The 17,311-nt window shown below is 37.3% G+C and carries 16 protein-coding genes; 3 read left to right on the forward strand and 13 right to left on the reverse strand.

The genetic code is table 11. The annotated features are described in order from the left end of the window. The first annotated feature begins 568 nt into the window (after nucleotides 1-568). Together JOD29_RS15455 and JOD29_RS15460 are read left to right on the forward strand one after the other, a co-directional pair. Entirely contained in the window at nucleotides 569-718 is a 150-nt protein-coding gene (locus tag JOD29_RS15455) for a hypothetical protein (protein WP_192894250.1), read from the forward strand. A 140-nt stretch (nucleotides 719-858) separates the two neighbouring features. Then, nucleotides 859-1,002 (forward strand): hypothetical protein, encoded by a 144-nt coding sequence (locus JOD29_RS15460; protein WP_192894249.1) that lies wholly within the window; start codon nucleotides 859-861, stop codon nucleotides 1,000-1,002. A 329-nt stretch (nucleotides 1,003-1,331) separates the two neighbouring features. On the opposite strand, the gene pruA is transcribed toward JOD29_RS15460, so the two are convergent. The 5 genes from pruA to JOD29_RS15485 form a co-directional block, all read right to left on the reverse strand. After that, a complete protein-coding gene (gene pruA, locus JOD29_RS15465; protein WP_124766399.1) occupies nucleotides 1,332-2,963 on the reverse strand; it encodes an L-glutamate gamma-semialdehyde dehydrogenase in 1,632 nt (543 codons plus the stop codon). Nucleotides 2,964-3,321: 358 nt separating this feature from the next. Continuing rightward, the gene (locus JOD29_RS15470) at nucleotides 3,322-3,702 is read right to left on the reverse strand and encodes a DUF192 domain-containing protein (RefSeq protein WP_124766398.1); all 381 of its coding nucleotides are present in this window, start codon (nucleotides 3,700-3,702) and stop codon (nucleotides 3,322-3,324) included. A gap of 98 nt (nucleotides 3,703-3,800) precedes the next feature. After that, entirely contained in the window at nucleotides 3,801-4,238 is a 438-nt protein-coding gene (locus JOD29_RS15475; protein WP_124766397.1) for a cell wall hydrolase, read from the reverse strand. Nucleotides 4,239-4,522: 284 nt separating this feature from the next. Next, nucleotides 4,523-6,049, reverse strand: coding sequence for a CoA-acylating methylmalonate-semialdehyde dehydrogenase (locus JOD29_RS15480; protein WP_124766396.1), 1,527 nt, complete (start codon nucleotides 6,047-6,049; stop codon nucleotides 4,523-4,525). Between the two features lie 282 nt (nucleotides 6,050-6,331). Beyond that, nucleotides 6,332-7,744 carry an amino acid permease gene (locus JOD29_RS15485; protein WP_124766395.1) on the reverse strand — a complete coding sequence of 471 codons (1,413 nt, stop codon included), beginning with the start codon at nucleotides 7,742-7,744 and terminating at the stop codon, nucleotides 6,332-6,334. Nucleotides 7,745-8,098: 354 nt separating this feature from the next. Here JOD29_RS15485 and JOD29_RS15490 point away from each other — a divergent pair, with 354 nt between their 5' ends. Next, the gene (locus tag JOD29_RS15490) at nucleotides 8,099-8,674 is read left to right on the forward strand and encodes a DUF4760 domain-containing protein (protein WP_124766394.1); all 576 of its coding nucleotides are present in this window, start codon (nucleotides 8,099-8,101) and stop codon (nucleotides 8,672-8,674) included. Between the two features lie 82 nt (nucleotides 8,675-8,756). Here the strand turns inward: JOD29_RS15490 and JOD29_RS15495 are convergent, their stop codons facing one another. The 8 genes from JOD29_RS15495 to JOD29_RS15530 form a co-directional block, all read right to left on the reverse strand. Then, nucleotides 8,757-9,590 carry an SH3 domain-containing C40 family peptidase gene (locus tag JOD29_RS15495; RefSeq protein WP_124766393.1) on the reverse strand — a complete coding sequence of 278 codons (834 nt, stop codon included), beginning with the start codon at nucleotides 9,588-9,590 and terminating at the stop codon, nucleotides 8,757-8,759. Then, nucleotides 9,587-10,372, reverse strand: coding sequence for a serine hydrolase (locus tag JOD29_RS15500; protein ID WP_124766392.1), 786 nt, complete (start codon nucleotides 10,370-10,372; stop codon nucleotides 9,587-9,589). Before JOD29_RS15500 ends, JOD29_RS15495 begins: the two co-directional genes overlap by 4 nt. 9 nt (nucleotides 10,373-10,381) lie before the next feature. After that, nucleotides 10,382-11,314: a S66 peptidase family protein gene (locus JOD29_RS15505; protein WP_124766391.1), complete on the reverse strand. Its 933-nt coding sequence runs from the start codon at nucleotides 11,312-11,314 to the stop codon at nucleotides 10,382-10,384. Between the two features lies 1 nt (nucleotide 11,315). Then, complete coding sequence (locus tag JOD29_RS15510; protein WP_124766390.1) at nucleotides 11,316-12,260, reverse strand: ATP-binding cassette domain-containing protein; 945 nt, start codon at nucleotides 12,258-12,260, stop codon at nucleotides 11,316-11,318. Beyond that, on the reverse strand, nucleotides 12,250-13,311 hold the full coding sequence (locus JOD29_RS15515; protein ID WP_205101711.1) for an ABC transporter ATP-binding protein: 1,062 nt from the start codon (nucleotides 13,309-13,311) through the stop codon (nucleotides 12,250-12,252). The genes JOD29_RS15510 and JOD29_RS15515 overlap by 11 nt, the downstream gene beginning before the upstream one ends. Nucleotides 13,312-13,323: 12 nt before the next feature. Continuing rightward, nucleotides 13,324-14,298 (reverse strand): ABC transporter permease, encoded by a 975-nt coding sequence (locus JOD29_RS15520; protein ID WP_124766388.1) that lies wholly within the window; start codon nucleotides 14,296-14,298, stop codon nucleotides 13,324-13,326. After that, nucleotides 14,298-15,242: an ABC transporter permease gene (locus JOD29_RS15525; protein WP_124766387.1), complete on the reverse strand. Its 945-nt coding sequence runs from the start codon at nucleotides 15,240-15,242 to the stop codon at nucleotides 14,298-14,300. The genes JOD29_RS15520 and JOD29_RS15525 overlap by 1 nt, the downstream gene beginning before the upstream one ends. Before the next feature lie 207 nt (nucleotides 15,243-15,449). Continuing rightward, entirely contained in the window at nucleotides 15,450-17,291 is a 1,842-nt protein-coding gene (locus tag JOD29_RS15530; RefSeq protein WP_124766386.1) for a peptide ABC transporter substrate-binding protein, read from the reverse strand. Nucleotides 17,292-17,311: the final 20 nt, after the last annotated feature.

Below are 17,311 nucleotides of genomic sequence, written 5' to 3' on the forward strand. Positions count from 1 at the left end.
ACACTTTATAAACTCTCTGTCCCTACTACCCAAGTCAATGGATTACTGAAAAATCAGAATCCAATTACAAATTTTGAAGAATGTATTTACATTTGTATACGCATTAAATTGGTATAAGTTTCGAAATCTCCACAACATTCACGCGTTAGATACTTTTTATTACATAATAGAATGGCTTGTTAATCAATGCATTATTTTTTGAGTAGTAAAATGCTCAAGTTTCACAAAAAAATTGTATGAAAAAATTAATTTGAACTATACTATAAAAGATTTCACTTCGAATCCAAGTGACTAGGAGGGTTAACCCGATGAGTGGGCATCATTGTTAGCTCTGAAGGACCATCAATACTGAAAAAGCTAAAGCACGGTTCTCTAAAGAGCCAAGCGGAAAGCGAGGCAGTGTGTCATGGAGGAAGATAGTAAGTGATGATCATACCCGGAAATTTATTTCCGGGTTTTTTGTATTTTCTAGGAAGGTTCACTCTTTTTAACCATTAGAATTACAGGTTTAAAAAAATATATTTAGACATAATAAGAAAAATAAAAATTATTAGATGAGGTGAGATCAATGAAGTCTAAAAAGATAAGATTAGGTACATTTATTACCATCCTATCCGTGGGTCTACTTTTTGGCTGCGGTACAACTAATGATGATGAACAAGGATCAGAACAAAATGACAAGAATCCAGATGAAGAAAATCATCGTAAGGTCTTTTAATCATCAAGGAATTCTAAAAGCTACTAGTTCCCTCTAATTCAGTATACGCCCCTTTCACGGATTTATTTATTTGTATAGTTCAAACTATTTTGCACACATTAATTTTAGTTTTTGGATTTATAAATCGGAGGTGACAAACATTGGCGAAGAAAGGCAAAACAACCTTTAGAAAAGAAAAGAAGCAAACGAAAGATACAAATCACCGTGAAGAATATTCAAAAGAGCTCAACCAAGTCATTCATAATAATGCCCCACAAGAAGTTACAAAGCATAGAGGGACATAAAATGGTCTAACGCCTTTTTAAAAGGAAATTCTAATAATGACTCTTATTTAACTGTCTGGTGAGAGCGGACTAAGCACACAAGCCGCAAAGCCATGTTGAAACATGTCTTTTCGACTTGTCTATGTGCTTTGTTTAAGGTCCGCTCACATATAATTTCCCCTTCTAAGCTTTTCGGAAAATTTGCGCGGCTTACAGTGGTAGGCCGCGGTTTCTGGAGTTTGGCTAACACTTATTAATCTGTTTACTTTTTTTCATTCATCACATTAACATAAAGCAATAACACAAAAAAGAGGTTGAAGTAGTGACTTCAACCTCTTTTGTATTATAAATTACTCTTCATCCATAAATGGATATGTGATATCTGTAGTTGGTGCAAAGTTCTCTTTGATAACGCGAGGAGTTGTCCAACGAATCATGTTAAGTACTGATCCTGCTTTATCGTTTGTACCAGAACCACGTGAACCACCAAATGGTTGTTGGTTAATCATCGCACCAGTTGGTTTGTCATTAATATAGAAGTTACCAGCTGCGCCTGATAAACGTTCTTCTAAGTGAAGAATCGCTTGGCGATCTTGTGCAAAGATTGCTCCTGTTAAAGCGTACATAGAAGCAGTATCAACCGCTGTTAATGTTTCTTCTAATTGATCATTTTCGTAAACATAAATTGTTAACACTGGTCCAAAGATTTCTTCTACCATTGTTTTGAAGTTTGGATTTGTTGTAACGATAATTGTTGGTTGAACGAAGTAACCAACCGAATCATCATACGTACCACCCGCAATAATTTCTGCTTCTTCAGATGCTTTTGCGTATTCAATATAGTTTTTAATTGAATCAAATGAAGCTTGGTCAATGACCGCACCCATGAAGTTACGGAAGTCACGAACATCCCCAACTTTAAGTTTAGCAGTTTCTTCAATTAAACCAGCTTTCACTTCTTCCCATAGGCTAGCTGGGATATAAGCACGTGAAGCAGCTGAACATTTTTGACCTTGGTACTCAAACGCACCACGAACAATGCTTGCTACTACTTTATCTGCTTGTGCAGATTCGTGTGCAAATACAAAGTCTTTACCGCCTGTTTCCCCAACTAAACGTGGGTATGAAATATAGTTTGCAATATTTTCTCCAACATTTTTCCAAATTGTTTGGAATGTAGCTGTTGAACCTGTGAAGTGGAAACCTGCCATACGTGAGTCAGTTAGTACAATTTCAGATACTTGTGAACCACGAGATGGAACAAAGTTAATAACACCTTTTGGTAATCCAGCTTCTTCTAAAATACGCATGAAGTAATAGTTTGCTAGTAAAGAAGTTGTTGCTGGTTTCCAAACGACAACGTTCCCCATCATTGCTGGAGCTGCTGGTAGGTTACCACCAATCGCTGTGAAGTTGAATGGAGAAATCGCTAGTACGAATCCATCTAATGGACGGTAGTCTGTACGATTCCATACATTTTTCATGCTTGCAGGTTGAATAGCATATACTTGGTTCGCATATTCAACACCGAAACGTAAGAAATCAATTAATTCTTGTGCAGAATCGATTTCAGCTTGAATCGCTGTTTTAGATTGTCCTAACATTGTCGCTGCATTCATAACGTCACGGTATGGACCAGAAATTAGATCAGCAGCTTTTAAGAAGATCGCTGCACGGTGTTCCCATGGCATATTAGCCCATGCTTCTTTAGCATCCATTGCAGCTTCGATTGCATCGCGTAATTCTTTTTCACCAGCTTCAGAATAGTTAGCTAGTACATGTTGGTGAGCATGTGGCATTACCACTTGCTTCACTGTATCAGTTTTTATATTTTGGCCATTAATAATCACAGGGATATCCACTACGATTTCAGATTGGCGTTTTAATTCAGCTTTTAATGTTTCTCTTTCTTTTGTACCCGGAGCATAAGTATTACCTGGCTCGTTAGTAGGTGTTGGGATTTTAAAAATTCCGTTAGTCAAATTCACACAGTCCTCTCTATTTTTAAAATTCTCTGACTTTAATATAGACAATGCGCTTACACCAAAGAATTATAACATATATATTTAATTCTTAAACTATTTTTTGCATTTTGTAGAATAAGAACTTTTCCCATTTGAGGGTCAGTTCGACTAATTTCTATATCGCAATAACTTCCGGCATAGATCAAAAATTATTGAGTGTAATTTAAAAGACACTCCAAAGCAATGACAGATCAACTGAATAGTATTTTAACATAAAGTTAGATAATCTAAATTTTTGTATAACTGCACGGATTATACTAAAACAAATTTCGATAGAATATTTAATAAACACTTCCAAACTCTATATTCATAGTATTCAGAATAAATCGAATTTTACATAATCGCCCTCTCTAACCTGATTTCTTTCAAACCATCCATAATTCACTTCAATAGCATATTGATAAAAAACCTGTGGATCATACGTTGGACATTCATCATTTAAACAAGGCCACATATTTAATATTTTTAGAATTTCACCATCAGAATCTATAAAAGCAATGGAAAGTGGAATTAATGTGTTTTTCATCCAAAAACCATCATAAACCTTTTCTGAAAATACGAATAACATCCCATGGTCTTCAGGTAATTTTTTTACAAACATTAACCCTTTCTCTCTTTTTTCTTGTGTATCTGCAACAAGAACCGTTAATAACGTTTCCTTCATACTGCCAAGAATCCTTATTATTATTTTTCTCATTTTCACTCTCCATCGCTACAATGATATGAAAGAATTAATATATAAAAAAGGAACACCTGAATATCAGGTAGTTCCCATTTTTGTATTATTAATAACTCCTACGAATAAATACTTGCACATGTTCCTGCTGCTGGCTCATAGAAACAGTGATCTTTAAATTGACCAGTAAATGGTTGACCATACCATTGTGGAGGGCATGGTGCATATGGATTAAAGTACCAAAGGGCATATTTCGCTGGGTGGTCTCTCCAATAATTTAAAACTTGCCTTGCTAATCTTCGTTCATTTTCCCGCGCTGGTGAATAAAATAAATTACCCTTTTGAACAGCTTCAAAAGAATAATTTCCTCCTTGCACCTGATAAATAACATCTTCGATTGTTCTTACATCAGTAAAATCTGCGCAATCTGCTACAGCACGATTAACAATAACATTTCCAACATATAGCATCCCTTGGTTTCCTTCACCTTCAGCTTCCGCTCTCATCATCCTCGCTACTAAGTCAATGTCCGCATCTCGGAATTTTACTCTTGGCATTTTTTCACCTCAAAATCATAGTATGAAGAAAAGCCTCGATTGATGTCATATTTTGAAAATATTACATCGTATTAAAGTTTACAGTTTCATAAAAGCGAAGGTACTTTTTATAAATTTCATCGTTGTTTTATGTACTTTTCCCACAATTAATTGTCTTATTTGCAAACATCATCCAGTGAGATCAATAAAAAATCACCTCAACTCTTAAATTTCCCAGAGATGAGGTGATTTTGTTTAAATGAATGAAACATATTTATATTTAATAAGATGGTTACTCCAAAAGATTATTTCGCACTATCGTTACTTGGGAATGAGAATGATGATGTTGTTTCATCATCAGCTTCTAACCAACGCTCAGAGATTGTTTTAACTTTCGTGAAGAAACGCGCTTGGTCTGGACCGAACATGTAACCTTCTCCAAATTTAGAGCGTTTTAAACCACCAAAGTTATGATAACCAACAGGAATTGGAATCGGAACGTTGACCCCAACCATGCCCACTTCGATTTCCTCTTGGAATTTACGAGCAGCTGCTCCGTTATTTGTGAAAATTGTAACACCATTTCCTAGCTCATGATCATTAATCAAATCAATTGCTTCTTGTAAAGATTCTGTACGAACGATAATACGAGCTGGGCCGAATACTTCATTTTCATAGATTTCCATTGAAGGCGTAACATAGTCAAGTAAAGTTGGGCCTACATAGAAACCTTTTGAAGTTTCACTGATTTTCGGATTACGTCCATCAACAACTATTTGTGCGCCTTCTTCAATGCCTTTATTAATCGCGGCAATTACTACATCTTTCGATTGTTGTGTAATCACTGGACCAAAATCTACTTCAGCATCTGTATAAGGGCCTACTTTTAAGTTTTCAATTTTTTCTTTTAAAATCGCAACAAATTTATCAGCCGTTTCTTTTCCAACTGGGATTGCACCAGAAATCGCCATACAACGTTGAGAAGCTGCACCATACGCTGCACCTAGGAATGCATTTGCTGTTTTCTCTAAGTCTGCATCTGGCATTACGACCATGAAGTTTTTACCTCCGCCAAATGCTGCAACGCGTTTGTTGTAATTTGTTCCCGTTTGATAAATGTATTCAGCAACTGGTGTTGAACCAACAAATGAGATCGCTTCGATTGTTTTATTTTCTAGTAGTTCATCAACCGCTTCTTTATCACCATTAATAACCGTCCAAACGCCATCTGGTAGACCTGCTTCTTTCCATAGGTTTGAAATATAAAGTGCAGATACAGGTACTTTTTCAGATGGTTTTAAAATAACAGAGTTCCCAACTGCTACTGCCATACTTGTTTGTGCAAGTGGAACCATTACTGGGAAGTTGAATGGAGCAATCGCAGCTACTACACCTAATGGATATTTAGCTGAAAACGCGTTAATGCCTCCACCTACATTTACAGAGTATTCTCCTTTTGTCATATGAGCAGCGTTAATTGCTAGATCTACGGATTCTAACCCACGCGTAATTTCGCCTTTTGCATCTTCTTTTGTTTTTCCGCTTTCTTCACAAATCACTTCAATTAATTCATCTATATTTTCTGTCACTAATTGACGGAAACGTTGAACGATTTCTGCTCTTTTCCCTGCAGATGTTTTTTTCCATGCTGGAAATGCTGCTTTCGCTTTTTCAATCGCATCTTTTACTTCATCTTTTGTAGCTAATGGAACGCGTGCAATTACTTCTCCTGTACTAGGATTAAACACATTTGAAAAACGTCCACTTGTACCCGCCACAAGTGCTCCATTAATAAAATGTTGTAATTCTCTTACCTTTTGTTCAACTGCCATTGCACATACACCCCTTATTTTTATTTAAGTATCTTCCAAAAGTTTAGAAGATTCCTTCAATCTCTTCAATAATAATTTAACATTATTTGGGTAGTTGATTAAATGGACACATAGTAAAGAAAGTACTTTATTCTTTTCACATTTTGTTACATGAACCAATTTAACGTCCATATTCAATTACTTCCCCTAAAAACTTAAGTTACCACAAACAAAAAACCCCGTAAAAATGTTGTGTCTAACATTTACCGGGGTAGCTTAATTCGTTACGTTTACATTTTTATATTAAATTCCTTCTTCCGCTGCTTCATCACTAATAGTAATAGCAGAAGATTCTTCGACTCGATTTTTACCTTTTTGCGTAATAACGTAAGCTAACATTACGACGATTACAATAATTGAAGTAAATAAAATTTGAGATCGCATTGAATCAATAAAGAACATCGCAATTAATAATGCAGAAACTGCTATGATTGTGAAGTATGTTAAATATGGGAATAACCACATTTTCACCGATAATAGCTCAGGATTTTCTTTTTCTACCCTTTTTCTCACAATTAATTGAGATACTGCAATCATCAAATACATAATTAATGTAATCGCACTACATGAACTTAATAAAAACATAAATACTTTATCTGGTGAAACATAATTCATAATGACAGCAATATAAGAGAAGAAAGTACCTGCTAAAATTGCAATTACGGGTGCGCCTTGTTTATTTAACTTTAAGAAACTTTTTGGTGCTTCTCCTTTTTCAGCTAGTGAAAAGACCATTCTAGAAGTTGCATACAATGCAGAATTTAAGCATGATAAAACCGCCGTAAGTACGACAAAGTTCATAATTTGCGCAGCTGCAGGAATACCAATATAATCAAGTACCGCCACGTATGGACTTGTCAAAATATCAGACGAATTCCAAGGAAGTAATGTCACAACGACTGCAATTGATCCTACGTAAAAAATTAATATACGCCACGTAACAGAATTTGTTGCCTTTGTAACCGCTTCCTTCGGCTCTTCTGATTCACCGGCTGCAATGGCAATAATTTCAGTCCCCATAAATGAGAAAATGACTATGACAACCCCCATGAGAACTGACCCAAAACCATTGGGTAAAAAGCCACCTTGTCCAACTAAGTTTGTCATTCCTACTGCTTCAAAGTTCGGTACAACACCAAATATAATAGCTGCTCCCATCGCAAGGAATGCAATAATACTAACTACCTTAATAAGTGAGAACCAATATTCAAATTCACCAAACGATTTCACCGAAATGATGTTTGTGAGTGTCAACGCAACAGTTAAAATTAGACTTAATAGCCAAAGTGGTACACCGTCATACCAATATTGAATAATTGCCGCGGCGGCGGTTGCTTCTAGTGCGATGGCAATGACCCAGAAAAACCAATACAACCAGCCAATCAAAAACCCCGCCCACGGACCAATTGCCTCGTGTGCATAGTGAGCAAACGAACCACTTGTTGGATTCATAGCAGCCATTTCACCAAGCATTCTCATGACAAAGATTACAATCATCCCCGCTAACGCATAAGACAATACAGCACCTGGACCAGCTAAATTAATGACAGAACCACTACCCATAAATAAACCTGCACCGATTACCCCAGCTATAGCAATCATCGTCATATGTCGTTTTTTCAAGCCTCTTTGTAACTGATCATCTCTAACTTCCATTTGCATCCTCCTATTCATAATTTATATAATTCTGACTATTAACAATTTAACATCATTGTGTAAGGTTATTGGTTGGACATTATGTAAAATTAATCATCTTGTATTTCTACAATTTGTAAAAATGGCTTTCTATTATTTGAAGTAAAAGGATTGTTGGAATGAAAAAGAGAATTTATCGAAAGAGAAGAATGACAAAAAGCATGCCATACAGATGTTACATATTAAACAACCTAAAAAAAAGTGAAGATCCCTATACCAATTTACCCTAAAACAAAAATCCATTTAAATTTGCTACACATCCAACTTATTTGTATTATGATATAAATAACCAAGCTTGAATGGGAGGGATGGAGATTGGAAGCGAACAGGATTTCAGAAATAATTAAAGCAAATTTAGAAATCATTACCGTATCATTACTGGCCATAACTCTAATAATTATTTGGATTTATTTAAGTCGGGTTTTTAAAACAGAAGCAATGAAAAATCAGCGAGAAGCCGTAGAACTGTCCATCTATTATATCGATCGTTTTAACAGTACAGTTCTCCCCCATTACCAAAACTACAAAGTAAACGTATCAAACTTAGCTTATGACGATTTTGACCACATCTCTGACTACACTGGAATACATGATTTTCAGAAGGAATACCCTCTCACAATACTACAAGTAGTAGAACGTAAAAAAATGAATGTTGAGAAATCACTACATGATCTCGATATTATCGCCACTGCCATTTTACACGGCCAACTAGATCAAGAAATCTTTATTAAACTATGTGGACGAGAATTTTGTGAAGCTGTTGAGGTTTATTACGACATGATTTTGCACATTCGTAGAGAAAATCCAGAGGCATTCGGACAAATCATTACTATATACAAAGACTGGCGTAAGAGATTTGCAGAAGTAAAGACGCCGAAGAAAAAGATGTAAGCTCCCAAATACAAAGGTCTGAACCATTAGCATTAGCCACATTTGTTCAGACCTTCATTTTTTGTCTCATATTCATTCCTAATTACGGATGCACCCTTTCAGGAGCAAAGAAACTTCCTATAGCTGTAATTGTAGTAGCTAAGTCTTTTCGATAGTTCAAGTGGTTTTCATTTAAACTGTTGATGCTTACTTCATTCCCACCAAGGGATGAGTGAACATACTGTTCATCGCCTAAATACATGGCAATATGTCCAGGGAAGTACAGTAAATCTCCCTTTTTGATCTCCTCAAGGGGAATCTCTTTAATTGGGAAACCATCCATGATCTTTGCATCTCGATAAATAATAATCCCATTTAATAAATAAGCCATTGAACAAAGGCCAGAGCAATCAATGCCTACCGGAGATTTCCCACCCCAACGATAAGGAGTATTTAAGTAACTGAGTGCTGTTTGCACAATGTTCTCGCGTAATTCATCCTCAGACCTATTTTTTTCTACGGTTCTTTCTTGAATCCAATGCTTTCTCGCATAGCCAATTTCCCCTGTCGGCAATCCGATTGCTGCCCACTCAGCTTCTAAATCATCTCGTTCAAGGAAACGCACGATGGAACCTTTTACGAGTGTTGTAACTTTGGTGCTTTGAATTTTTGGCTTTATTAAAATATCGGCAAAGTTTTGCTTAATCACAAAGGTTGCTTCATTGAGCCATGCGTCTGTTCTTGTTTCATCAATTAATAAATACTCTTTTTTACAATACCCTTCATAACGGTAGGTTGTCTGAACTCGAACCCAATTAGCATCCACATCCTCTAGTATGTTGACTGTCATTCCGTACAATGCTTCATCAATTAGCTCAGACAACTCACTTGGTGCCTTATGTAAGTTGGCAATCATCCTCGTCACAATTGCTTTCATTTACCATTTCGCTCCTTTCCCATGAATTCGTTATAAACAACTTTTGAAATACGCCCAATCAATTGTCTAGCCTCATCATTATTTGAGACTTCTGTTACAAAAACGCCAATAATGTAATCCACCGTTTCGGTATATATAATTCCAACATCATGATCAACTGTTTCAAGTCCACCTGTTTTATGGGCAATTTTTACATCCCCCACTAAATAACGTTTTAAACCTTCATAAATGCGTTGGCGACTCAATATATCAATGGCAATGGTGTTATTATGCTGGGACAGTAATGTCTGTCGATACAAGCTAGTAAAAACATGGGCCATATCACGCGCAGTTGTAACATTATCAAACCCTTGCTCGAGTCGCTTAAAATCCATCATCTTACGCTGTAGCTTCGTTTGTGTAAGCCCAAAATTACTAAAATAGTGGTTTAGTCCTTCCATTCCGATATAATCAATCAGCACATTTGTTGCTGAATTATCGCTCGTAATAATCATCCATACTAACAGTTCGTATATTGTACAAGTAGTTACTTTCTGCTCTGTAAGTACACTAAACTCCACTACATTTTCTGGTGTAATTTCAAGTCTATGATCCAGCGATTGGTTTGTTCGCTCAAGATGATCTAAAACCGCAAGTAGAATTGGCACTTTAATTAGACTAGCGCTCGAAAAAACTGCATCCAGTTGCTCACCAATTAAAAACTGATTCTCCTTTGCCTCTTTCACAAATAAATGCACATTGTACGGTACATCTTGAATCATTTGACGAATGATCTGCTTCATAACGAGCACCTACTCAATTACTTCAATAATTTGAGAGTCAGTTTTAAATGTAACTGTTCGACCTAGCGGAAGCGACATCGTTGGTAAACAATGACCACAAACCATATCCTTTAAAATCGGTTTCCCTATAGGAATTAAAATCTCGTCAAAAATAGTTTGTAACCGCAAGCTTTGCTCGGGTCGCTTTGGATTTTGCGGACCACAATCTGTCCAAGCACCTAACAATAGCCCTTCCGCATCATCAAGCTTCCCAGCGAGTTTTAAATGGGTTAGCATACGGTCAATGCTTCGCTCGTACTCATCAATATCTTCTAAAAATAAAATTTTCCCTTTTGTATCGATCTCATATGGCGTACCAAGAGAAGCAACAACTAAAGTTAAGTTCCCGCCAACTAACTGTCCCGTTGCCTCTCCCCCCACCAAGGTTGTTAGTGGTTCACCTTCCGGATTTTCTAAACGATATCCTGAAGCTTCTGTATTCATTACAGTACTTATGAAACTATTCCAGGAATACTCATCCATCTCCGGCTTTACAAATTCAGTTGAAGGCATAGGTGTATGGTAAGTTACAAAGCCACATTTTTGATGAAAAGCGATATGTAATGCCGTTACATCACTATAACCCGCGAATACTTTCGGATTAGCCTTAATCATTTCATAGTCAAGGTATGGGAGTATTTTTGTTGCTCCATAGCCACCTCGAATACAAAAGATCCCATCAATTTTTGGATCGCTAAACATTTGATTCACTTCTTGGGCGCGAAGTTTATCTGTCCCCGCCAAGTAACCATGTTTTTCTCGGCAAGTTTCCCCCACAACTACGTTAAATCCTAGTGCTTCAACACGTTTAACCGCTTCAGGTAAGACTTCGGGTGGAGTTGGGCTAGATGCACTGATTAGCCCGATTGTATCACCCTTTTTCAGTGACTTTGGTATTCTCATTCTATGAAACCCCCAAACTTATTTTTTCACGATACCGCGCTGTTTCTTCTTCATTTGCTAGTACAAAATGTCCTTCCTCAACTTCAACAAACGAAGGTGGATTTCGGTCATAATCATGCTGGCTTGGATCATAGATTTCCACCACTTTAGCCCGTTCCTTAAAGGGATTTGGTTCAGGTACAGCAGATAATAATGCCCGTGTATACGGATGAAGTGGATTGTTGAATAGCTTCTCCGTCTCAGCTAACTCTACGATGTTTCCTTTATAAATGACGGCTGTTCTATCTGTAATAAAGCGAACAATGGATAAATCATGAGCAATAAATAAATAGGTTAAATTGTTTGATTCCTGCAGACTTGATAGTAAGTTTAATACTTGCGCACGGATAGACACATCTAATGCTGAAATCGGTTCATCGGCAATAATAAACTCCGGTTCCATTACTAATGAACGGGCAATCCCTATTCGTTGACGTTGACCACCTGAAAATTCATGTGGGAAGCGGCTTGCAAACTCAGGAAGTAGCCCAACTGCAAGTAAAGCTTTACGTACCTTTTCCTCACGCTCTTTTTCGTTTTTATATTTCTTCGTATTAATAAGACCTTCCGAAATAATATAATCTACCTTTGCACGTTCATTTAAAGAAGCCATTGGATCTTGGAAAATCATTTGAATTTTTTGGATGATTTCACGTTCCCAATCCTTTGAGATTTTGCCGTTAATCGGTTTGCCATGGAATAAAATCTGTCCATCTGTTACTTCATTGAGCCTCATAATTGCTCGACCAATCGTAGTTTTACCAGAACCTGATTCTCCAACTAATCCGAATGTTTCTCCTTTATAGATTTCAAAGCTCACATCGTCAATGGCAGTGAATTTACTTTTCCCTTTACCAAATTCAACTTTCAAGTTTTTCACTTCAAGTAACACTTCTCTATTTTTCATTTGCTAAACGTCTCCCCTCTTCAAAGAATGCTTGCAAAGCTTTCGGGAGCTCTACTTTAGGTGCTCTAGGGTCTAAAAGCCATGTGCGTGCATAGTGTGTTTCACTCACTTTAAAGAATGGTGGGCGTTCTACAAAGTCAATTTCAAGGGCAAATTGATTCCGTGGAGCAAAAGCATCTCCCTTCACCTCTTTGAATAAGTTCGGCGGTGTCCCCTTAATCGAATACAACTGATCTCCCTTCGTTCCAAGCTGTGGGAGGGATGAAATTAACGCCCATGTATAAGGGTGCTTTCCATCAAAAAATACCTCTTCTGTTTTGCCAACCTCAATAATATCGCCAGCATACATAACAGCAATGCAGTCCGCTACTTTGGCAACAACCCCCAAATCATGAGTAATGAAGATCGTTGTTAAACCATATTTCTTTTGAAGGTTTGTTAAAAGCTGTAGTATTTGGGCCTGAATTGTTACATCAAGCGCTGTTGTCGGTTCATCACAAATTAAAATTTTAGGATTACATGCAATAGCAATTGCTATTACGATACGCTGCCTCATCCCACCTGAGAACTCATGGGGATATTGTTTGTACCGTTTTTCAACATCGTGAATTCCAACATCTCGAAGTAATTTTAGTGTCTCTTCATATGCGGATTTACCTTTTAGCCCTTGATGTAATACAACACATTCTTCAATTTGCTTTCCAATCGTTTTGAGTGGATTTAATGAAGTCATCGGATCTTGCGTTACCATGGCAATTTCTTTTCCACGAATCTTAAGCCAATCCTTTTCAGTAGTAAATTGAGCTAGATCCATATTTTGATATAAAATTTGTCCTTGGTCGATATAACCGTTTTTATCGAGTAAACCCATAATCGATTTCACAAGAACAGATTTCCCCGAGCCTGATTCCCCTACAATAGCTAGACATTCACCTTTATATAAATCTAGTGATATATCACGAATAGCAGTTAACACTTGTCCACGAAGTTTGAATTTGATAATCAAGTTTTGAATTGATAGGACACGTTCTTTTGTTTGTAGTTCCCCCATCGTTATCCCCCTTTACACGTGATTTTTTGGATCTGCAGCATCGGCAAACGCATTTCCAATAATATAGAACGCAATCGTAATCACACTTAATACAATACTTGGGAAGAATAATTGATAACGCAAATCGGGTGACATCATTAGTACACGACCTTCGTTTATTAAATTTCCTAAAGAAGGCTCACTAACAGGCAACCCTAATCCTATATAGGTTAAAAATACTTCCGACCCAATGGCAAACGGGATGGCTAAACTCATTCGTAACATAATAATGGAGATTAAGTATGGTAATAAGTTTTTAAGAATAATTCGATAGCTTGGTGTTCCTAAACATTTTGAAGCTAAGTTATATTCACGATCACGCAGAATGACAATTTGATTACGAATAAACCGAGCCATCTCCACCCAACCGGTAATACACATGGCGATAATAATTGTCGATATACTTGGACGTAATATATATGACATTAAAATTAGAACAATAGTCGTTGGGATGTTTTCCACAATGTAGTAGACTTGCGTAATCGGTGCTTCTAGTTTTCGCGAGAACCCCCACATGGCACCGATGGCAATCCCAACCACGACTTCGACTAATGCTACGACAAATCCGATCAATAAGGATGTACGTGTTCCTGCCCAAATACGTGACCATAAATCTTGTCCAATTGAATTCGTTCCAAACCAAAATTCTGAACCTGGTGCAATATTCCGCGCCTGCGAACCCGTTTGTTCATCAAGATAAATTTCCGTTGGCGACTTTTGACCCGGTAAGTATGGTTGGAGGAGTGTAAAGAATACAATGATCAACACAAGCGCTAATAAAAACACAGCAACTCGATTTTTCAAGAAGGACTTCCATGTCGATTGCCAATAAGAATAATTAGAGTAAGCTGTTTCCTCTGCTTGATGGTCATCAGATACAGCAAACTGAAATAATTGCTCACTAGACTTGTCGGAAATATTTGAAATCTCTTTCGTGTAGATACCCATTAGCGTACACTCTCCCCTTTCCCTAACTTAATCCGTGGGTCAACAAGGGCCATTGCAAGATCACCTAATATCAAACCAATAATTCCTAGTGATGAGAATACTAGAACTAGGCCTTGTACAACGTTATTATCTTGACGTTGGATTGCATCAACAAGTAACCCTCCCATCCCCGGGATCGAGTACAAAGACTCAACATAGATGGAGCCTGCAATTGTAAAAAGAATGGTTGCTGGTAAGTATTGTGCCAACGGAATAAATGCATTTCTAAGAACATGCTTGAACATTAATGTACGTTCTTTTACCCCTTTAGCTCTTGCAAGTTTAATATAATCTCTGTTTAGTTCATCAACCATGTAGCGACGCATCCACATCGCGTAAGATGCAGTCGGTGCTAAGGCCAACGATATTAATGGAAGTACCCAACTAATAGGGTCATACTCATCAAAAAGCATTGGTAAGTCGAAAATCTCTGTTATATACATTTGAATAATTAAGTAATACACCATCGCCGGTACAGCAACTACGAATACAATGTAGCCAGTCCCTAGTCGATCAAGCCATCTCCCTTTCATTTGTGCCATTAAAATACCAAGTGGTACCCCAATAATTAATGACAAAGCAACAGCGCCTAATCCAAATGACACGGAGTACATGAATTTATCCGCAATGATATCAAGAACAGGAACATCCTGACGATATGTGATGGACTTTCCAAAGTCACCTGAAATTAAATTCGTATAAAAGTTTCCTAGCTGAACTAGGATTGGGTCCCGAAGGCCTAAATTTGTTAAATATATTTCCTGTTGTTCTGGTGACATCTTATCTGCTGCAGCTCCTAAATACCCCTCTTCTGGCATTAAGCGCAGTAATAAGAAAACAATCGTGACAATAACAAATAAAGTGAATACAGACTGTAATAATCGTTTCCCTATGTACTTCAACATATTTGGATCCTCCTATCTTTTTATCGAAAAGGCACTTTAGCTTACCATCTATACTTCCTCTCAAAATCGCATGACTTGCTGCGATTAATTCGTTATACATCAAGGGTTTTGGTCCCTCGCAAAATGGAGATGGAGTTAGAAAGAATGAGGAGATGCTACCCCATAGGTATTAAGCATCTCCTCTCTACTAAATTCTTCTACTACTTACTATTTTGCTAAAGCCTCTGCACGTTCTGTTTCCCACTGCGCAAGAGCATCTTTAAACTCATCATTACTCATTGGCTTATCTAATAGATGTTGCCCTTTGTATTTCTCAGCCGTTACACCAAACGGAGAGTATTGTGCTTCAAATGGATTCAATTTAGAAGCCACATAACCTACCCCACCAGATGTACCCACTGCATAAGGAATAACAAACGCTTCATCGATTAAGAAAGCTTCTGCCTCAGCAAATAATTGGTAACGTTTTGCCGGATCAATTTCAGCTTTTGCTGCATCTACTAGATTTTGATACTTACTCTTTCCATTTTCATCTGCATAGCCTTCAGCAAGCTCTGGCTTGTTGTATGTGCCTCCTTCAGTAAATGGATCTGTGTAAGTTGAAGGATCTGCATAGTCTGGGCCCCAGTTTGCTTCTAATAGAGCAAATTTACCTGGTCGACGTACTTCAGATAAGAAGCCTGTTGATGGACCTGGCTCTAAAATAATATCTACATAATCTGCACCTAATAAATTCTCAACTTGTTGCTCGATTACTTGAGAACGGTTTGCCCAATCAGGAACACCTGAATTGTATGGCATTAATACTTTCACTGGGAAAGTTGCTTTTCCTGTAAGTGCTGCCAAAGCTTTTTCCTTGTACTCAAGTGCTAGGTCTTTATTAAATGAATCGTTATTTGAGATGTCTTTTAATGGTTCCAATTGTGTATAATCTACACCGTCAACATCAACAAAGTTTTTCGGTGTAATTGTGTTTTTTAGTAATGCTGTTGGATTATATGGCTCTAAAGTCAACATAGCCGATTCACGATCCAGCGCATGGAACAGCGACTTACGGAAATCTTTGTTATTCACTGCAACTTTCCAATTTTCTGGTTCAAATTCAGCATCAAACTGTGGGTCAAAGTTGAGTGCATAGAAATATGAATAAAAGTCTGTTTTACTTTGACGAACAAGCGATTTTTTCTCTTCATCATTGAACCATTCATCAAGAATTGACGATGGAATTCCAGCATAATCAACTTCTCCACGTAAGAATAATTCAGGCGCTACTGTTGCTGCTTCTTTGTTGTATTTGTAACGAATGCGATCGATAAATACATTTTCTTTATCCCAATATGTTTCGTTTTTCACAAGTACACGTTGGTTTTGAGGCTCAAATTTATCTAAAATATACGCCCCATTATAAAGGAAGTTTTCACGAGTTGTACCAAAGCTGTCACCTTTTTCAGCTATGAACTCACCATTTACTGGGAAGAAACATACATAGTTCAGCATTGAAAGGAAATAAGGTGCTGGTGCCTCTAATGTGTACTCCAAAGTATGTTCATCGATTGCTTTCACACCTACTTGTGAGAAGTCAGTAATCTCTCCGTTGTAGAATGCATCCCCATTTTTTACAACTGTCGCAATCCACGATGTTGCGGATTCATTTTTAGCGTCAAGCACATAAGCTAATCCGTCAACAAAGTCTTGTGCGACAACATCAGCGTATTCTTCCCCATCATGTGTTACCCATTTCACACCTTCACGTAATTTAAATGTCCACACAGTGGCATCTTCATTTGAAGACCATTCCGTTGCTAAGCCAGGTTTTACAATTCCGTATTTATCATACTCAATCAAACCGTCTACTAAATTAGCAGCTACAGCAAACTCATTTGTTTCAGCAGTTTTTAAGTAGTTTAATGTTTTGATCTCCCCAGAATAAACAAGTTTGTACTCAACTGCATCTCCGCTTTTTTCTCCCCCGCCTTCAGATTCTTTGTCGCTACATGCAGCTAAAAGAATAGCAATGAAGCACATTAAAATTAACCAGTATTTCTTCATAAAAACCCTCCCCTTTGTTT

This window comes from Lysinibacillus composti, assembly GCF_016908465.1.
In the GTDB taxonomy this organism is placed as follows: domain Bacteria; phylum Bacillota; class Bacilli; order Bacillales_A; family Planococcaceae; genus Ureibacillus; species Ureibacillus composti_A.

Coding starts and splice junctions, on each gene's coding strand:
- JOD29_RS15455 (WP_192894250.1), top strand. CDS start 569: ATGAAGTCTAAAAAGATAAGATTAGGTACATTTATTACCATCCTATCC.
- JOD29_RS15470 (WP_124766398.1), bottom strand. CDS start 3,702: ATGAGAAAAATAATAATAAGGATTCTTGGCAGTATGAAGGAAACGTTA.
- JOD29_RS15475 (WP_124766397.1), bottom strand. CDS start 4,238: ATGCCAAGAGTAAAATTCCGAGATGCGGACATTGACTTAGTAGCGAGG.
- JOD29_RS15480 (WP_124766396.1), bottom strand. CDS start 6,049: ATGGCAGTTGAACAAAAGGTAAGAGAATTACAACATTTTATTAATGGA.
- JOD29_RS15485 (WP_124766395.1), bottom strand. CDS start 7,744: ATGGAAGTTAGAGATGATCAGTTACAAAGAGGCTTGAAAAAACGACAT.
- JOD29_RS15495 (WP_124766393.1), bottom strand. CDS start 9,590: ATGAAAGCAATTGTGACGAGGATGATTGCCAACTTACATAAGGCACCA.
- JOD29_RS15500 (WP_124766392.1), bottom strand. CDS start 10,372: ATGAAGCAGATCATTCGTCAAATGATTCAAGATGTACCGTACAATGTG.
- JOD29_RS15505 (WP_124766391.1), bottom strand. CDS start 11,314: ATGAGAATACCAAAGTCACTGAAAAAGGGTGATACAATCGGGCTAATC.
- JOD29_RS15510 (WP_124766390.1), bottom strand. CDS start 12,260: ATGAAAAATAGAGAAGTGTTACTTGAAGTGAAAAACTTGAAAGTTGAA.
- JOD29_RS15515 (WP_205101711.1), bottom strand. CDS start 13,311: ATGGGGGAACTACAAACAAAAGAACGTGTCCTATCAATTCAAAACTTG.
- JOD29_RS15520 (WP_124766388.1), bottom strand. CDS start 14,298: ATGGGTATCTACACGAAAGAGATTTCAAATATTTCCGACAAGTCTAGT.
- JOD29_RS15525 (WP_124766387.1), bottom strand. CDS start 15,242: ATGTTGAAGTACATAGGGAAACGATTATTACAGTCTGTATTCACTTTA.
- JOD29_RS15530 (WP_124766386.1), bottom strand. CDS start 17,291: ATGAAGAAATACTGGTTAATTTTAATGTGCTTCATTGCTATTCTTTTA.